Source organism: Cellulosimicrobium sp. 4261 (genome assembly GCF_040546915.1).
GTDB classification, from domain to species: domain Bacteria; phylum Actinomycetota; class Actinomycetes; order Actinomycetales; family Cellulomonadaceae; genus Cellulosimicrobium; species Cellulosimicrobium cinnabarinum.
Genome location: NZ_JBEPOQ010000008.1, coordinates 148442 through 163608, shown reverse-complemented (window position 1 = coordinate 163608; position 15167 = coordinate 148442). Strand labels below are relative to the sequence as shown.

Genomic DNA, 15167 nt, shown 5'->3' with positions numbered 1-15167 from the left:
CCGGCCGTCCCGTCCGGTCGGGCCTGCCCCTCGGCGGGGAGCGTCTCGGCCGAGAGGCGAGAAGTGGCCCCTTCGGGGCCCGCTCGGGGGCCACTTCTCGCTTCTCGTCGCCGCGCGCACGACTCGGACCGGTCGCGAGCCCGGCGGCCTCAGGCCGTCGCCGCGCAGACCGCGCGGACGGCGGCTCCCAGGACGGACGTGTCACGACCCACGGTCCAGCGTGGGGTGCCGTCGGGGCCGCGGTGCTCGAGGTAGGTCAGCGCGGTCGCGTCGCTGCCGCTGCCGACGGACTGCTGGGTGAGCGAGAGGACCTCGACCGGGCGGCCGAGGCGGGCCAGCGCGTCGACGAGGGCGTCGACCGCGCCGGCGCCCGTCCCGGACGTGGGGACTCGCTCGCCGTCGACCGTGACCACCAGGTCGAGGTGCTCCGTGCCGTCGTCGGAGCGTCGGCTCGTCCACGCGACGGGCTCGACGGCGCCCGTGCGCGCGTACGCGGTCTCGAACAGGCCCAGGAGGGCGTCGGCCGTGACCTCCGCCCCGGTCGTGTCGGCGTGCTCCTGGACGCGGCGCGCCAGGTCCACCTGGAGGCCCCGGGGCAGGTCCAGGCCGTGCACGGACTGCAGCACGTACGCGACGCCGCCCTTGCCCGACTGGCTGTTCACGCGCACGAGGGCCTCGTACGACCTCCCGAGGTCCGCGGGGTCGACGGGCAGGTACGGCACGCGCCACGGCGCCTCCGCGGGGTCGAGGCCGACCGCCGCGGCGTCGGCCCGGTGCCGCGCCATCCCCTTGCGGATCGCGTCCTGGTGGGTGCCGGAGTAGGCGGTGTGCACGAGCTCGCCCGCGTACGGGTGGCGCGGGTGGACGTCGATCCGGTTGCACGCCACGACGACGTCGCGGATCGCGTCGAGGTCGGAGAAGTCGACCATCGGGTCGACGCCCTGCGCGTGGAGGTTGAGGCCCAGCGTGACGAGGTCGACGTTCCCCGTCCGCTCGCCGTTGCCGAACAGGCACCCCTCGACGCGCTGCGCGCCGGCGAGGACCGCGAGCTCGGCGCACGCGACGCCGGTGCCCCGGTCGTTGTGCGGGTGGACGGAGAGGATCACGCCGTCGCGCCGCGCGAGGTTCCGGTCCATGTACTCGATCTGGTCGGCGTAGACGTTGGGCGTCGCGACCTCGACCGTGGCGGGGAGGTTGAGGACGACGGGCCGCTCGGGCGTCGCGTCCCAGAGCGTCGTCATGCGGTCGCACACGTCGAGCACGTAGTCGGGCTCGGTGAGGTTGAACACCTCGGGCGAGAACTCGAAGCGGACCCGCGGGACGTCGCCGGCGTGGCGCAGCACCTCGGTCCCGGCGTCGGTGATCAGCCGGGCGAGCTCCTCGCGGTCGCGGCCGAGCACGACGTCCCGCCAGACGGGCGCCGTCGCGGCGTACACGTGGACGACGACCGGGTTGCGCAGCCCGCGCACGGCCTCGACCGTGCGCGCGACGAGGTCGGCGCGCGCGGCGGTGAACACGACGACGGTCACGTGCTCGGGCGCGAGGTCGGTCTCGGCGAGCAGGCGCACGAAGTCGAAGTCGGTCTGCGACGCCGACGGGTAGCCCACCTCGATCTCGGTGTACCCCATCGCGACGAGCAGCTCGAAGAAGCGGCGCTTGCGCGCCGGGTCCATGGGTTCCGCGAGCGCCTGGTTGCCGTCGCGCAGGTCGACGGGGACCCACAGCGGCGCCTCGGTGAGCCGGCGCGCAGGCCAGCGGCGGTCGGGCAGGTCGGGCACGTCGACGCGGGCGTGGACGTCGGCGTAGCGGGACGACGGCATGGGCGAGGGGCGCTGCCGGTTCCACGTGGGCGTGGTCGTGGCGGAGGGGCGGTCCGTGCGGGCAGGGGTGGCGGAGACGGTCATGGCGGTCCTTCGGCTGGAGCCCCGTGATGGCCGGGGCGCGGGACGACCGGCGCACGACGGACCCCCACGGCGGGGGGCCGGTCCGGTCAGACCCCGCCGTGGCGCCGAAGGAGGAGCGCCGTCCAGGACATGCGGGGTACGCTAGCCCCGATCAAGTCCTCAGACAACCTGAGAGGTTTCCATGACCGCGCTGCAGCGGCGCCCCCTGGCCGACCAGGCGGCCGAGCTCCTGCTCGAGCGCGTGCGCTCCGGCGTCTGGCCCCTCGACCACCGGCTGCCCGGGGAGCAGTCGCTCGCCGCCGAGCTCGGCGTCGGCCGCTCGACCGTCCGGGAGGCGATCCGCCAGCTCGCGGGCCGCGGCGTCCTCGACAGCCGCCAGGGCTCGGGCGTGTACGTCGTCTCGACGGACACCACCGACGACTGGGACGAGGTGCTGCGCCGCGGCGAGATCGTCGACGTGCTCGAGGTGCGCGCCGCGCTGGAGGCGGAGGCCGCAGGGCTCGCCGCCGCGCGCCGCACCCCCGCGGACCTGCGCACCATGACGACGGCGCTCGCTCGCCGCGGGCAGGTCGCGGCGACGGCGTCGCCCGCCGAGTACGTGGACGCGGACCTCGCGTTCCACCGGGCGGTCGTCGACGCCGCGCACAACGCCGTGCTGGCCGAGCTCTTCGCGACCTTCGTCCCTCGCCTGCGCCGCGCGATGGTCGCCATGGTCGATCTCGACCGGGCGGGCACGACGCACCGGCACGACCAGGACGCGCACGAGGCGATCCTCGACGCCGTGCGCGCCCGGGACGCCGGCCGCGCCTCCGCGGCGGCGCGCGAGCACCTCGCCGCCGTGCACGCGAAGGTCGCCGGGGACGGGCGGCCCTGACCGCCGCACGACCCTAGGCTGGGGGCATGCACGCGATCGTGGCCCGCGCGGCGGGCGGCCCCGAGGTCCTCGAGCTCACCGAGCTGCCCGACCCGTCGCCGGGCCCGGGGCAGCTCCGCGTCCGGTCCGCGGTGGCGGGCGTGAACTTCATCGACACGTACAAGCGCTCCGGCGTGTACGCGATGGAGTACCCGCACGTCGTCGGGAGCGAGGGGGCCGGGGTCGTCGCCGAGGTGGGCGAGGGGGTCGAGGGGTTCGCCGTCGGGGACCGCGTCGTGTGGACCGAGGCGCCGGGGTCGTACGCGGACCTCGTGGTCGTGGACGCCGAGCAGGCTCTCCACGTGCCGGACGCCGTCTCGCTCGAGGACGCGACCGCCGTCGCGCTCCAGGGGCTCACCGCGCACTACCTGTGCACGTCGTCGTACCCCGTGCGTCCGGGCGACCGCGTCCTCGTGCACGCGGGAGCGGGCGGCGTCGGGCTGCTCCTGACCCAGATGCTCGTGGCGCGGGGCGCGCACGTGATCTCCACGGTCTCGACCCCCGAGAAGGCGGAGCTGTCCCGCGGCGCGGGCGCCGAGCACGCGATCCAGTACACGGCGTTCGCGGACCTCACCGCCGAGCTGCCGGAGGTCGTGCGCGGGCTCACGGGCGGCGAGGGGGTCGCGGCGGTGTACGACTCGGTCGGCAAGGACACGTTCGACGCGTCGCTCGCGTCGCTGCGCCGCCGCGGCACGCTCGTCCTCTACGGCGGCTCCTCCGGGCAGGTCCCCCCGTTCGACCCGCAGCGCCTCAACGCGGGCGGCTCGCTGTTCCTCACACGGCCCAAGCTCGCCGACCACACGGCGACGCGCGCGGAGCTCGTCGAGCGCGCGACCGAGGTGCTCGGCGCGGTCGCGGGCGGCACGCTGCACGTGCGCGTGGGCGCGACGTTCCCGCTCGCCGACGCCGCCGACGCCCACCGCGCGCTCGAGGGCCGCGCGACCACCGGCAAGGTGCTGCTCCGGCCCGCCGGGGCGGACGGCGCGGCCGACACCACGGCCCGCACCACGACCGGTGCCTCGACCGGCACCTCGACCGGCACCGCGTGAGCTGGGACTGGGTGCCGCCGCGCCCGGGCGAGGAGGACGGCTCCGACGGCGGTCCCTCCCCCACGCTGCGCCGCACCGTGACCGTGCTCGCCGTGCTGCTCACCGCGGTGTTCGTCGTCTACTACGTGACCGCCGCGGTGCGCCAGCAGGCCGACGCGTGCGTCGCCGACCGTCCCGCGGGCGTCGCGGTGCAGGACGTCGAGACACGGTGGCGCTGGGTCCCGCCGGGCTACACGTGCGAGTACGCCACCGCCGACCAGGGCGTCGCCCGCGCCTGACGAGCCCGCCCCTTCCCCACCCACGACCGACGAGGACCGATGACCGACCTGCACGACCGCCCCCTGACCCTGCTCGGTGCCTACGCCCTCGCGGGCGTCCCCGACCCGGGCGGCTGGTACGCCGCCCTCGACGAGGACGGTCTCGACGGCCTCGAGCACCCCGTCGACCCGGACGACGCGGACGCGCTCGCGACGACCGCGGCCGCGCTGCCGCCGCACTGGGCGCTGCTGCCCACGACGGTCGCCGCGACGGCCCGCCGCGCCGCGGCCGACCGCGCCTACGGCCTCGCGTCCGACGACGAGGAGGGTCGGCGCGCGGCGGTCGACGGCGTCGCGCGCGTCCTCGCGGCCGTGGCCCGGCTCGCCGAGGCGGAGGGGCGGCGACGCGTCGTCGCGGTCGAGCTCCAGTCCGCGCCCGGTCCCGGCCGCGGGTCCGGCGCGGCGCTCGTGCGCAGCCTCACGGAGCTGGCCGCCGTCGCGCCCGCCGGGCTGCCGCTCGTGGTGGAGCACTGCGACGCGCCACGCCCGTGGGGCGTCGCGGAGAAGGGGTTCCTCGCGCTCGACGACGAGATCGCCGCCGTCGCGCGCGCCGCCCGGGACACCGGCCACCCGCTGCACGTCGGGCTCAACTGGGGCCGGTCCGCCATCGAGGGGCGCAGCGCCGCCACGCCCGTCGAGCACGCACGGGCTGCCGCCGCCGCGGGCCTCCTCGCGAGCGCGATGCTCTCGGGTGCCAGCGGGAGCCCGGGCCGGTGGGGCGCTCCGTGGGCGGACGCGCACGTGCCGCCCCACGGCCCCGACCCCGCGCTCCCCGGCCCGGACGAGACGATGCTCGGCCCGGCCGAGGTGCGCGAGTTCCTCGCCGCGGCCGGTCCCGTCCCGCTCGTCGGCGCCAAGGTGACCACGCGGCCCGCGGACGCCCCGCCCGCGCAGCGTCTCGCCGTCGCGCGCGCGACGCTCGCCGTGCTCCGCGACGCGCTGGCCGCCGTCGCCCCCGACACCGGTGCCGATCGCGCAGCGAGCCGCCCCGCCGGCTGAGCGCGTCCCGCGGGCCGCGCCCGTCCCGGCTCGACCCCGAGCCCGACCGGGCGCAGCTCGCGCCCGACCCCGCGCAACCTCAGCCCCGCGGCACGGGCGCCGAGCGGTGCAGGTGGTCGACGGGCCCGCGGCCGGTCCCCACCCGCAGAGCGGCACCGGCGCGCAGCGCGCCCGTGAGCCACTCCTTCGCCTCGCGCGCGGCCTCCTCCCAGCTCGCGCGCTGCGGTCGCAGCGCCGCGAGCGCCGCCGAGAGCGAGCACCCGGTGCCGTGGGTGTGGGGCGTGTCGACGCGCTCGGCGTCGAACGTCGTGACGGTGGCCGCCCCCGGCACGCGACCCGACGTCGGCCCGGGCGCGGGGACGACGAGCGCGTCGGGCGACGTGCGCCCGGTGAGGTGGCCGCCCTTGAGCAGCACGACGGCGCCGCTCGCCGCCGCGTACGCCGTCGCCTGGCACAGGGCGTCGTCCCACGTCGTCGCGGGCTCCCGCCCGCCGAGGACGGCGAGCTCGGGCAGGTTCGGCGTGACGACGTCCGCGCGCGCCGCGAGGTCGCGCACGGCCTGCTCGGCGCCCGCGTCGAGCAGGCGGTGACCGGACGTGGCGACCATCACCGGGTCCAGGACGACCCACGGCCGCGGACCACCCGCGGCGGCGAGGTCGTCGAGCCACTCCCCGACCGTGCGGGCGTTCGCCTCGTCCGCCACCATGCCGATCTTCACCGCGTCGACCTCGACGTCGTCCGACACGGCGTCGAGCTGCGCGCGCAGGAACGCCGGCCCGGGGACGTGCACCGACCGCACGCCGTGGGTGTTCTGCGCGACGAGCGCCGTCGTGACGGCCATGCCGTAGGCGCCGTGCGCGCAGAACGTCTTGAGGTCGGCCTGGATCCCGGCGCCGCCGGTCGGGTCGGTCCCCGCGACGGACAGGACGCGGGGGCGGGACGGAGCCGGGTCGGGCCCCCGGCCCGGGTCGGGGCGACGGTCACGGTCCGCGCGGGCGGGGACCGGGTCGGAGGTGTGCCGGGGCAGGGCGAGCGTCATCGCGCGGACATCCCTTCGCTGGTACGAGCCAGATCAGGTTCGACGGGTCTCATCTCAGCCCCGGTGCGGGGCACCCCGTGTCGCGGGCCATGCTACGCGGCGGGCCGCGCGCTTTTCACCCGCCCCGACGCGTGAGACGACGCGCGTGCGCGCGTCTTTCCGGGTATGACGCAGCACGTCGCCCCCGCGACCCGCCCCTTCCTGCCGGACGCACCCGTCCCGGTGCAGGTGCCCGCCCTCTGCACGACCTACGACCGGGACGGTCGGCGGGTCGTGCTCACGGGCGTCATCACGCACGACGCGGGCGGCCTCGTGGCCTTCGAGTACGAGCACCCCGAGCGGGGCCTGTGGCACGTGTGGGTCGACCGGGACACGTGCGCTCCCCGGTGACCGGTGCCCCGGACGCACGGACGCCGCCCGACCGGGGAGTCGGGCGGCGTCGCCGTGCGGGGTGCGCGCGCTCAGCGGGCGGGGAGCTCTCCCGGCATCGGGTCGTCGGCGCCCCAGCGCGTGACGCGCAGCCGACGGCCGTCCGGCCCGGGCAGCGCGACGCCTGCCCGGGCGGCCTCCTGGGCGGCCGTGCGGAGCGACTCGGGCGAGTCGTGCGTCACGCGGACGAACGCCCCCGAGAACGCGTCGAGCTCGCCGCGGGCGATCGCGGCGACCATCTCGACCGTGCGCTCGACGGGCGTCCACTCCGTGCGGCCCTCGTGCATGACCATGGACGCCGTCATGTCGGTCTGCACGACGCCCGGCGACACCTCGAAGGTCCGCAGCCCGAGCGCGTGGCCCGAGCGGTGCAGGTTCGCCCCGAGGCGCAGGAGCGCCGTCTTGCTCGCGTTGTACGCGCTCGCGCCCTCCATGTCGTGCGAGCCCGCGCCGCTGCTGAGGTCGACGACGCGGCCGCCGCCGCGCGCGAGCATCCCGGGGACGACCGCGCGCGCGAGCAGGAACGGCCCGCGCACGTTGGTCTCCAGGACGGCCCACCACTCGTCGGGGTCCGCCTCCCACAGCGGCACCTCGGCGTCGACCCGGCCCGCGTTGTTGACGAGCAGGTCCACGCTCCCGAGCGCGACCTCGGCCTCGCGGACGGCCGCGGCCACCGCCGCCGCGTCGGTCACGTCCGCCGTGACGACGACGGCCCGGCCCGCGCCGTCGAGCGCGGCGATCTCGTCGGCCACGCCCGCGAGCCGGCCCGCGTCGCGCGCGAGGAGCGCGACGTCGAGGCCGGCCGCGGCGAGCCCGACGGCGACCGCGCGGCCGATGCCGCGCGACGCCCCGGTGACGAGCGCGGTGCGGGCGGGCGCGACGTCCGGCGCCGCGCCCGGCCCCGGTGCGCCGCTCATGCGCGCAGCTCCGCCCCGACGCGCTCGCGCGCGGCGGCCACAGCGCCCTCCCGGACCCGCGCGACGTCGTCGGCGGTGAGGGTGCGGTCCGCGGCGCGCAGCCGCAGCGAGAACGCGAGCGACTTGCGCCCGGCGCCCACCTGCTCGCCCGTGAAGACGTCGAACAGCGCGACCTCCTCGGCGAGCTCGCCGGCGCCCTCGACGACCGCGGCGCGCAGGGCCTCGGCCGGCACGTCGGCAGTGACGACGAACGCGAGGTCCTCCTTCGCCGCCGGGAACCCGGAGACCGGGGTCGCCTGGACGGGCTCGTCCGACGCACCGGCGACGAGCGCCGTCAGGTCGAGCTCGAACGCCACGGAGCGGGCGGGCAGGCCGACGTTCTCCAGCACCTTGGGGTGCAGCTCGCCCGCGTGCCCGACGACCGTCCCGTCGGCGAGCTCGAGGCGCGCGCAGCGGCCGGGGTGGAACGGGGCCCGCGCGGTGTCCGCGACGACGCGCACGGCGTCGTCCCCCCGCAGACCGGCGCGGTTCGCGACCAGGCGTGCCGCGTCGACCGCGTCCGTCCAGTCCGCCGGACGGCCGGGGCCCCACCAGCCCGCCCGCTCGCGACGACCGACCAGGACGCCCGCGACGTGGCGCGGCTGCGTGGGGAGCGCGGCCTCGATCGCGGCGAGGTCGTCGTCGGAGGGACGCACACCGCCGGGCAGCGACGGCGCGGCCGGGGCGCCCGGGCGCGGGTGCGTCACGAGCCCGACCTCGAACACGGCGACGTCCGCGAGCCCGCGGCCCACGTTGCGGCGCGTGGTCTCCAGGAGCGTGCTCAGCACGTCCGTGCGCATCAGGGGGCGGTCGTCGGCCAGCGGGTTGAGCAGGCGCAGGGCCCGGCGGCGCTCGTCGTCCGCGGGGATCCGCAGCGCGTCGAGCTCGCCCTCGCCGACGAACGGGTAGCTCAGCGTCTCGACGAACCCGTGCTCGGCGAGCGCCCGGGCGACCGACCGGCGCACGCGCTGCTCGCGCGTGAGCCCGCGCCCGCCGGGCGCCGCGGGGAGCACCGACGGGATCTCGTCGTACCCGACGAGGCGCGCGACCTCCTCGACCAGCTCGGCCGGCTCGGTGAGGTCGGGGCGCCACGACGGCGGGGTCACGACGACGACGCCCGTCGCGGCGGCGTCGTCCGCGTCGACCGTGCACCCGATCGCTCCGAGCGTCCCGACGACCTGCTCGAGCGTGTACGGCACGCCGACGAGGCGCTCGGCCTCGCCGACGGGCAGGCGGATCGGGGCGGGCGTGGTCACCCGGTCGAGGTCGCTGACGGCCGGGTCCGCGGTCCCGCCGCCCAGCTCGACGAGCAGGTCGACGACGCGCTGCGCCGCGACCGCGGGCAGCAGCGGGTCCACCCCGCGCTCGAACCGCTTCGCGGCCTCGCTCGACAGCTTGTGGCGGCGCGACGTGCGCGCGACCGTCACGGGGTCGAAGTGGGCGGCCTCGACGAGCACCGCCGTCGTCTCCGGCCCGACCTCCGACGAGGCGCCGCCCATGACGCCCGCGAGCCCGAGCACGCGCGCGCCGCGCGCGCCGTCGGGGCTGTCGGTGATGAGCAGGTCCTCCGGGTCGAGCGCGCGGTCCACGTCGTCGAGCGTCGTGAGCCGCTCGCCCGGGGCGGCGCGCCGCACCACGACGGGGGCCGCGACCTTCTCGAGGTCGTATGCGTGCAGGGGCTGCCCGAGGTCGAGCATGACGTAGTTCGTCACGTCGACCGCGAGCGAGATGGGCCGCATGCCCGACGCCGTGAGGCGGCGCTGCATCCACGCGGGCGTCTGCGCCGCGGGGTCGAGCCCGCGCACGACGCGCGTCACGAAGCGGTCGCACCCGACGACGCCGTGGACCGGCGCCGCGTCGTCGACCTCGACGGGGAAGCCGTCGGGCGTCGCCGCGGGCGGGGGCGCGGGCAGGGAGCCGGGCAGGCCCGGGTCCGTGAAGCGCGCGCCCGTCGAGTGGGAGAACTCGCGCGCGACGCCGCGGTAGGAGAACGCGTACCCGCGGTCGGGCGTCACGTTGATCTCGAGCACCTCGTCACCGAGACCGAGCAGCGCGACCGCGTCCTGCCCCGGGGTGAGGTCCTCGGCCGCGTACCCGAGCCGCGGCAGCACGATGATGCCGTCGTGGTCCTCGCCGAGCCCGAGCTCGCGCTGCGAGCAGATCATGCCGTCGGACACGTGCCCGTACGTCTTGCGGCTCGCGATGGGGAACGGGCCGGGCAGGACGGAGCCCGGCAGCGCGACGACGACGAGGTCGCCCGGCGCGAAGTTGTGCGCGCCGCACACGATCCCGCGCGCGCCGCCCGCCGGCATGTCGGCCGGCTCGACGCCCTGGATCTCGGCGGCGTTGTGCTCCGGCCCGACGTCGACCAGGCACCAGTTGATCGTCTTGCCGTTCTTCTGCGGCTCGGGCGTCATCTCGAGGACGCGCCCGACGACGAGGGGACCCGTCACGGCCGCGCCGTGGATCGCCTCCTCCTCCAGGCCGACGCGGACGAGGTCGGCGGCGAGCCGCTCGGCGGTGAGCCCCGCGGGCAGCTCGACGTGGTCGCCCAGCCAGTCGATGGCGACGTACGGCATCAGATCTCCGTTCCGAACTGGGCGGAGAAGCGCACGTCGCCCTCCACCATGTCGTGCATGTCCGCGATCCCGTGGCGCAGCATGAGCGTGCGCTCGATGCCCATGCCGAACGCGAAGCCCGAGTACTCGTCGGGGTCGACCCCGACGGACCGCAGCACGTTCGGGTTGACCATGCCGCAGCCGCCCCACTCGATCCAGCCCGGTCCGCCCTTCTTCTGGGGGAACCACAGGTCCATCTCGGCGCTCGGCTCGGTGAACGGGAAGTACGCGGGCCGCAGGCGCGTGCGCGCGTCGGGGCCGAACATCGCGCGCGCGAACGCGTCGAGCGTGCCCAGCAGATGCGCCATGGTCAGGCCCTTGTCGATCGCCAGGCCCTCGACCTGGTGGAAGACGGGCGTGTGCGTCGCGTCGAGCGCGTCGGTGCGGAACGTCTTGCCCGGGCACGCCACGTACAGCGGCACGCCGCGCTCGAGGAGCGAGCGGGCCTGGACCGGAGACGTGTGGGTGCGCAGCACGAGGTTCGACGGCCCCGCGCCGTGCTGGCCGTCCGGTCCGGCGACGTAGAACGTGTCCTGCATCTGGCGCGCGGGGTGGTCCACGCCGAAGTTCAGGGCGTCGAAGTTGAACCACTCCGCCTCGACCTCGGGGCCCTCCGCGATCTCCCAGCCCATGCCGACGAAGAAGTCCGCGACGCGCTCCTGCAGCGTCTCGAGCGGGTGCCGCGCGCCCGCGGGGACGCGGTCCACGGGCAGCGTGACGTCCACGGCCTCCTCGACGAGGACGCGCTCGTCGCGCTCGGCCTCGAGCTCGCCCTGGCGCGCGGCGAGCGCCTGGTTGAGCCGGCCGCGCAGCGGGCCGAGGAGCTTGCCCGCGGTCTTCTTGTCCGCGGGGGCGAGCGACCCGATCTGGCGGTTCGCGAGCGCGAGCGCGCTGCGGTCGCCCGTGTGCTCGGTGCGCACGCGCTTGAGCGCGTCGAGGTCGCCGGCCGCGGCGACGGCGGCCAGCGCGGCGTCGAGCGCGCGCTGCAGCGCGTCGGCGTCGAGCGGGGAGGGGGCGGTGGGGGTGTCCGGTCCGCCGTCGCCCGCGTGGGGGGTGACGACGTCGGCGTCAGGGCTGGACATGCGTGCCTTCCTGGCGAGGGCGGGACTGCGGGGAGCGGACGACGGCCGGCGTCGACCCGCGGCACGCGCCGCTCGGGGCGGGGCGTGCGGGGCGCGCGCGTGCGCGCGTCGCCGTCATTCTAGGGCGCCCGTCCGGGCCAGGACCCGACCCGCCACGAGGCGGGCGGGGAGCACGCGTCAGTCGCGCGGGCCCGTGACGGGCCCGGGAAATCGACGACCACCGCGCAGGCTCATGCGACCCATCCTCGCACAGGCGCCCCCGGGAGCAGCCGGAGGGTGGTCCCGCTCACCGCGCGGCGGGTCCGAGCGGGAGGGTCCGCAGGGTCCGGTGCACCGGGTGCCCGGACGCGTCACCGAGGTCGGACTCGACGAGGTGCAGCGCGTCGGCCGTCCACCCGGGGCCGGCGTACACGGCGAGAGCCGCGGCGGGCGCGACGAGCGGGTCGCCCACGGTGCGGTCGGGCCGGGTCGAGCCGCGGGCGCGCGCCCGGCGGTTCGCCTGGCGCGCCCCGGCCGCGGCCCGTGCCACGGTGAGGTGCGCCCGCTGCCGGGGACGGCGGTCCACCCGGACGCCCGCGGCGCCCGCCGCCTCGGCGACCCCGGCGCTCAGCGCGCGCAGGGCGTCGGCGCCGTCCCCGCCGACGCCGACCCACAGGACGCGCCGGTCGAAGACGCCCGCGCCCCGGAGCCGGAGGTCGAGCGGCGCGGCGTCGTGCGCGACCGGCTCGAGCGCCGCCGCGAGGTCCGGGACTGCCCCCTCGGGCACGTCCCCGAAGAACGACACCGTGAGGTGCCACAGCTCGGGCGGCGTCCAGCGGACGAGCGGTGCGCCGTCGGGTCGGCGCGCCTCCTGCGCGTGGGCGTCCGCGAGGGCGAGCGCGAGGTGGTCGAGCGCCGCCGGACTCGGGTAGAGCGCGGCGAACAGCCTCACGCGCCGCCCTCCGGGTCGCCGGTCGGACCGCGGACCGGCCGGTGCGCGCGGCTGGAGGCGTAGAGGCAGACCGTCGCGGCCGTCGCGAGGTTGAGGGACTCGGCCCGGCCGCGGATCGGCACGCGCACGACGCCGTCGGCGAGCGCGCGGTCCTCCGGGGGCAGACCCCACGCCTCGTTCCCGAAGACCCACGCGGTGGGTGCCGCGAGGTCGACCGGGCGCTCGGTACCGGTGCCCGCGGCGCCGGCCACGTCGAGCAGGTCGTCGAGGTCGAGGTCCCCCGCGCCGTCGGCGGCGAGGACCGTGAGCCCCGCGCCGCGCAGCGCGGCCACGGCCTCGGCCAGGCTCACGCCCGTGACGACCGGGAGGTGGAAGAGCGACCCGGCCGTCGACCGCACGACCTTGGGGTTGTGCACGTCGACGCTCTCGCCCGCGAGCACGACCGCGTCGGCCCCCGCGGCGTCCGCCGCACGGACCACCGTCCCGGCGTTGCCCGGGTCGCGGACCGTCGCGAGCACCGCGACGAGCGCCGGGCGGTCGCGCCCCGCGAGCGTCGCGACGACGTCCTCCAGGCGCGGCGCGTGCGCACGCACGACGGCGAGCACCCCCTGCGCGTCGGCGCTCATCGCCGCGAGGACCTCGGGCGTCGCACCGTGCACGTGCAGCGCGGCCGCGCGCGCGTCGGCGACGATCTCGGGATGCCGGTCCGCCGCGGCGGGCGTGACGTAGACGTCACGGACCCGGTCGGGCGCGTGCCGGACCGCCTCACGGACGCCCTGCGGGCCCTCCACGAGCAGCTGCCCGTGCCGTGAACGCGCCGGACGCCCGGCCAGCGCACGGACCGCCTTGACCCGGTCGCTGCGAGGGTTCGTCAGCGTGGGGTCGAGCGGGCCGGGCGCCGGACGGGCGTCCGTAGCCGACGGGCGGCTGGGCGAGGCGCTGGTCAGGCTGCGGCCTTGGGCGCGTTGACGTCCTCGGGGAGCGCGTCCTTCGCGACCTGGACGAGCGCGTTGAACGCGGCCACGTCGTTGACCGCGAGCTCCGCGAGCAGGCGACGGTCGACCTCGACACCCGCGGCCTTGAGACCCTGGATGAGGCGGTTGTACGTCAGGCCCTGGGCGCGCGACGCAGCGTTGATGCGCTGGATCCACAGCTTGCGGAAGTCGCCCTTGCGCGCCTTGCGGTCACGGTAGGAGTAGACGAGGGAGTGGGTGACCTGCTCCTTCGCCTTGCGGTAGAGGCGCGAGCGCTGGCCGCGGTAGCCGCTGGCGCGCTCGAGGGTCGTACGGCGCTTCTTCTGGGCGTTGACCGCCCGCTTCACGCGTGCCACGTGATGCTCCTTGCAGTTCGGGGCTCAGGGGTGAGCCGGTCGGTGGCGGGTCCCGCCACCTGCCGGGTCACTTGCCGAGCAGCTTCTTGATGGACTTGACGTCGGCGGGCGAGACCACCTGGTCCTGGGCGAGGCGGCGCTTGCGCTTGGTGGCCTTGTGCTCGAGCAGGTGTCGAGCGTTGGCCTGCTCGCGCATGACCTTCCCGGTACCCGTGATGCGGAAGCGCTTCTTGGCACCCGAGTGCGTCTTGTTCTTCGGCATGACTGCCGTCTCTCCTTGTGTCCGGTCAGCCACCTCGCGGTGGCCGACGTGTTCGGGTCCGGGCCGGTGGGCCCGGACCCCGAGCAGGGTCCGTCCGTGGTGCCGGCTCAGCCGGCCTTGCCTCGCGGCGCCGGCTTGGGCGCCGGGCGCGGAGCACCCGGCTTCGGCGCGGCGGGCCGAGGTGCTGCGGGCTTCGCGCCGTCGGACGACGCCGGTGCGGGCGAGGCCGCGGGCGCCGGGCGGGGCGTCGCGGGCTTCGACTCCGTGGCCGGCCGGGCGGCGGGACGCGGGGCCGGAGCCGAGCGCGGGGCCGGAGCCGAGCGCGGGGCCGGAGCCGAGCGCGGAGCCGGAGCCGAGCGCGGGGCCGGAGCGGCCTGGGCCGGCGCGGGCTCCTCCGCCGGCGCGGGGGCAGGAGCAGGGGCCTCGACCGCGTCCGCGGTCTCCGTCGCCTCGACGGCGGTCTCCGTCGCTTCGACCGCGTCGGTGGCCTCGACCGCGTCGGTGGCCTCGACCGTCTCGACCGTCTCGGTCTCGTCGGTCACGTCCGCGTCGTCGCCCGAGCGCGCCGCGGCGCGCTGGGCGGACTTCGTGAGACGCGGCTCGGCCTCCTGGGCGCGCTTGCGCTGCTCGCTCTTGGCGTCGGCCTTCTTCTTCACCGGACCGAGCACCATGGTCATGTTGCGCCCGTCCTGCTTCGGCATGGACTCCACGAAGCCGAGCTCCGCGACGTCGTCCGCGAGGCGCTGGAGCAGGCGGACACCCATCTCGGGGCGCGACTGCTCACGGCCGCGGAACATGATCATGACCTTGACCTTGTCGCCCGCCGCGAGGAAGCGCTCGACGTGGCCCTTCTTGGTGCCGTAGTCGTGCGGGTCGATCTTCAGGCGGAAACGGATCTCCTTGAGGACCGTGTTCGCCTGGTTGCGCCGCGCCTCACGCGCCTTCATGTCGGACTCGTACTTGAACTTGCCGAAGTCCATGAGCTTGGCGACGGGGGGCCGGGCGTCCGGGGCGACCTCGACGAGGTCGAGGTCCGCGTCCTGGGCAAGGCTCAGGGCAACCTCGGTGCGGACGACGCCGACCTGCTCCCCGCCGGGACCGATGAGTCGGACCTCGGGGACGCGGATCCGATCGTTGATGCGAGGCTCGCTGATGTGATGCTCCTAGGAAGTCGTCGGTAGACCGCCCGGACACGAAGAAGGCCTCCGTCCCTGGCGCAGGGCGGAGGCCATCAGGTCGGGACGTCACGCGAACGCGACGACCACGGCGGAGCGCTCCCCGAGGGGCTCGCTCCGGACCAGGACCCGGCCTCTGTCGCGACGTGAGTCGGCGGTCGAG

The 15167-nt window shown here is 76.7% G+C and carries 15 protein-coding genes and 1 riboswitch; of the genes, 5 read left to right on the top strand and 10 right to left on the bottom strand.

All coding sequences use genetic code 11. From position 1 onward, the window contains the following. Positions 1–149 precede the first annotated feature (149 nt). Positions 150–1904, bottom strand: coding sequence for a 2-isopropylmalate synthase (locus ABIE39_RS12360; protein WP_354051952.1), 1755 nt, complete (start codon positions 1902–1904; stop codon positions 150–152). 181 nt (positions 1905–2085) lie between these two features. Here ABIE39_RS12360 and ABIE39_RS12355 point away from each other — a divergent pair, with 181 nt between their 5' ends. The 4 genes from ABIE39_RS12355 to ABIE39_RS12340 are packed head-to-tail and all read left to right on the top strand — an operon-like array spanning position 2086 to position 5182. After that, on the top strand, positions 2086–2778 hold the full coding sequence (locus ABIE39_RS12355; RefSeq protein ID WP_175010176.1) for an FCD domain-containing protein: 693 nt from the start codon (positions 2086–2088) through the stop codon (positions 2776–2778). A gap of 26 nt (positions 2779–2804) precedes the next feature. Next, positions 2805–3866, top strand: coding sequence for a zinc-binding dehydrogenase (locus ABIE39_RS12350; protein ID WP_175010175.1), 1062 nt, complete (start codon positions 2805–2807; stop codon positions 3864–3866). Then, positions 3863–4144, top strand: coding sequence for a hypothetical protein (locus ABIE39_RS12345; protein WP_354051950.1), 282 nt, complete (start codon positions 3863–3865; stop codon positions 4142–4144). Before ABIE39_RS12350 ends, ABIE39_RS12345 begins: the two co-directional genes overlap by 4 nt. Before the next feature lie 39 nt (positions 4145–4183). Then, on the top strand, positions 4184–5182 hold the full coding sequence (locus tag ABIE39_RS12340; protein WP_354051948.1) for a DUF4862 family protein: 999 nt from the start codon (positions 4184–4186) through the stop codon (positions 5180–5182). A gap of 79 nt (positions 5183–5261) precedes the next feature. On the opposite strand, the gene thiD is transcribed toward ABIE39_RS12340, so the two are convergent. After that, positions 5262–6221, bottom strand: a complete 960-nt coding sequence (gene thiD, locus ABIE39_RS12335; RefSeq protein ID WP_354051946.1) for a bifunctional hydroxymethylpyrimidine kinase/phosphomethylpyrimidine kinase — start codon at positions 6219–6221, stop codon at positions 5262–5264. After that, positions 6215–6309: riboswitch (TPP riboswitch) on the bottom strand. It overlaps the preceding gene by 7 nt. 77 nt (positions 6310–6386) lie before the next feature. Here thiD and ABIE39_RS12330 point away from each other — a divergent pair. Next, the gene (locus tag ABIE39_RS12330; RefSeq protein ID WP_074810076.1) at positions 6387–6611 is read left to right on the top strand and encodes a hypothetical protein; all 225 of its coding nucleotides are present in this window, start codon (positions 6387–6389) and stop codon (positions 6609–6611) included. A 71-nt stretch (positions 6612–6682) separates the two neighbouring features. Here ABIE39_RS12330 and ABIE39_RS12325 read toward each other — a convergent pair whose 3' ends face one another. The 8 genes from ABIE39_RS12325 to infC all read right to left on the bottom strand — a co-directional run bounded on the left by ABIE39_RS12325 (position 6683) and on the right by infC (position 14932). After that, a complete protein-coding gene (locus ABIE39_RS12325; RefSeq protein ID WP_354051944.1) occupies positions 6683–7567 on the bottom strand; it encodes an SDR family oxidoreductase in 885 nt (294 codons plus the stop codon). Further along, a complete protein-coding gene (gene pheT / locus ABIE39_RS12320; protein ID WP_354051942.1) occupies positions 7564–10185 on the bottom strand; it encodes a phenylalanine--tRNA ligase subunit beta in 2622 nt (873 codons plus the stop codon). Before pheT ends, ABIE39_RS12325 begins: the two co-directional genes overlap by 4 nt. Next, positions 10185–11306, bottom strand: a complete 1122-nt coding sequence (pheS, locus tag ABIE39_RS12315; RefSeq protein ID WP_209827670.1) for a phenylalanine--tRNA ligase subunit alpha — start codon at positions 11304–11306, stop codon at positions 10185–10187. Before pheS ends, pheT begins: the two co-directional genes overlap by 1 nt. 286 nt (positions 11307–11592) lie before the next feature. Next, positions 11593–12237: an RNA 2',3'-cyclic phosphodiesterase gene (thpR, locus tag ABIE39_RS12310; RefSeq protein ID WP_354051940.1), complete on the bottom strand. Its 645-nt coding sequence runs from the start codon at positions 12235–12237 to the stop codon at positions 11593–11595. Continuing rightward, a complete protein-coding gene (locus ABIE39_RS12305; protein ID WP_175010185.1) occupies positions 12234–13112 on the bottom strand; it encodes a TrmH family RNA methyltransferase in 879 nt (292 codons plus the stop codon). The genes thpR and ABIE39_RS12305 overlap by 4 nt, the downstream gene beginning before the upstream one ends. A gap of 68 nt (positions 13113–13180) precedes the next feature. Next, positions 13181–13567: a 50S ribosomal protein L20 gene (gene rplT, locus ABIE39_RS12300; protein ID WP_024840664.1), complete on the bottom strand. Its 387-nt coding sequence runs from the start codon at positions 13565–13567 to the stop codon at positions 13181–13183. Positions 13568–13634: 67 nt separating this feature from the next. After that, a complete protein-coding gene (gene rpmI / locus ABIE39_RS12295) occupies positions 13635–13829 on the bottom strand; it encodes a 50S ribosomal protein L35 (RefSeq protein WP_108051433.1) in 195 nt (64 codons plus the stop codon). Positions 13830–13936: 107 nt separating this feature from the next. Continuing rightward, the gene (gene infC, locus ABIE39_RS12290) at positions 13937–14932 is read right to left on the bottom strand and encodes a translation initiation factor IF-3 (RefSeq protein ID WP_354051965.1); all 996 of its coding nucleotides are present in this window, start codon (positions 14930–14932) and stop codon (positions 13937–13939) included. Positions 14933–15167 lie beyond the last annotated feature (235 nt).

Coding starts and splice junctions, on each gene's coding strand:
- ABIE39_RS12340 (WP_354051948.1), top strand. CDS start 4,184: ATGACCGACCTGCACGACCGCCCCCTGACCCTGCTCGGTGCCTACGCC.
- ABIE39_RS12350 (WP_175010175.1), top strand. CDS start 2,805: ATGCACGCGATCGTGGCCCGCGCGGCGGGCGGCCCCGAGGTCCTCGAG.
- ABIE39_RS12330 (WP_074810076.1), top strand. CDS start 6,387: ATGACGCAGCACGTCGCCCCCGCGACCCGCCCCTTCCTGCCGGACGCA.
- ABIE39_RS12360 (WP_354051952.1), bottom strand. CDS start 1,904: ATGACCGTCTCCGCCACCCCTGCCCGCACGGACCGCCCCTCCGCCACG.
- ABIE39_RS12355 (WP_175010176.1), top strand. CDS start 2,086: ATGACCGCGCTGCAGCGGCGCCCCCTGGCCGACCAGGCGGCCGAGCTC.
- ABIE39_RS12325 (WP_354051944.1), bottom strand. CDS start 7,567: ATGAGCGGCGCACCGGGGCCGGGCGCGGCGCCGGACGTCGCGCCCGCC.
- rpmI (WP_108051433.1), bottom strand. CDS start 13,829: ATGCCGAAGAACAAGACGCACTCGGGTGCCAAGAAGCGCTTCCGCATC.
- thiD (WP_354051946.1), bottom strand. CDS start 6,221: ATGACGCTCGCCCTGCCCCGGCACACCTCCGACCCGGTCCCCGCCCGC.
- pheS (WP_209827670.1), bottom strand. CDS start 11,306: ATGTCCAGCCCTGACGCCGACGTCGTCACCCCCCACGCGGGCGACGGC.
- pheT (WP_354051942.1), bottom strand. CDS start 10,185: ATGCCGTACGTCGCCATCGACTGGCTGGGCGACCACGTCGAGCTGCCC.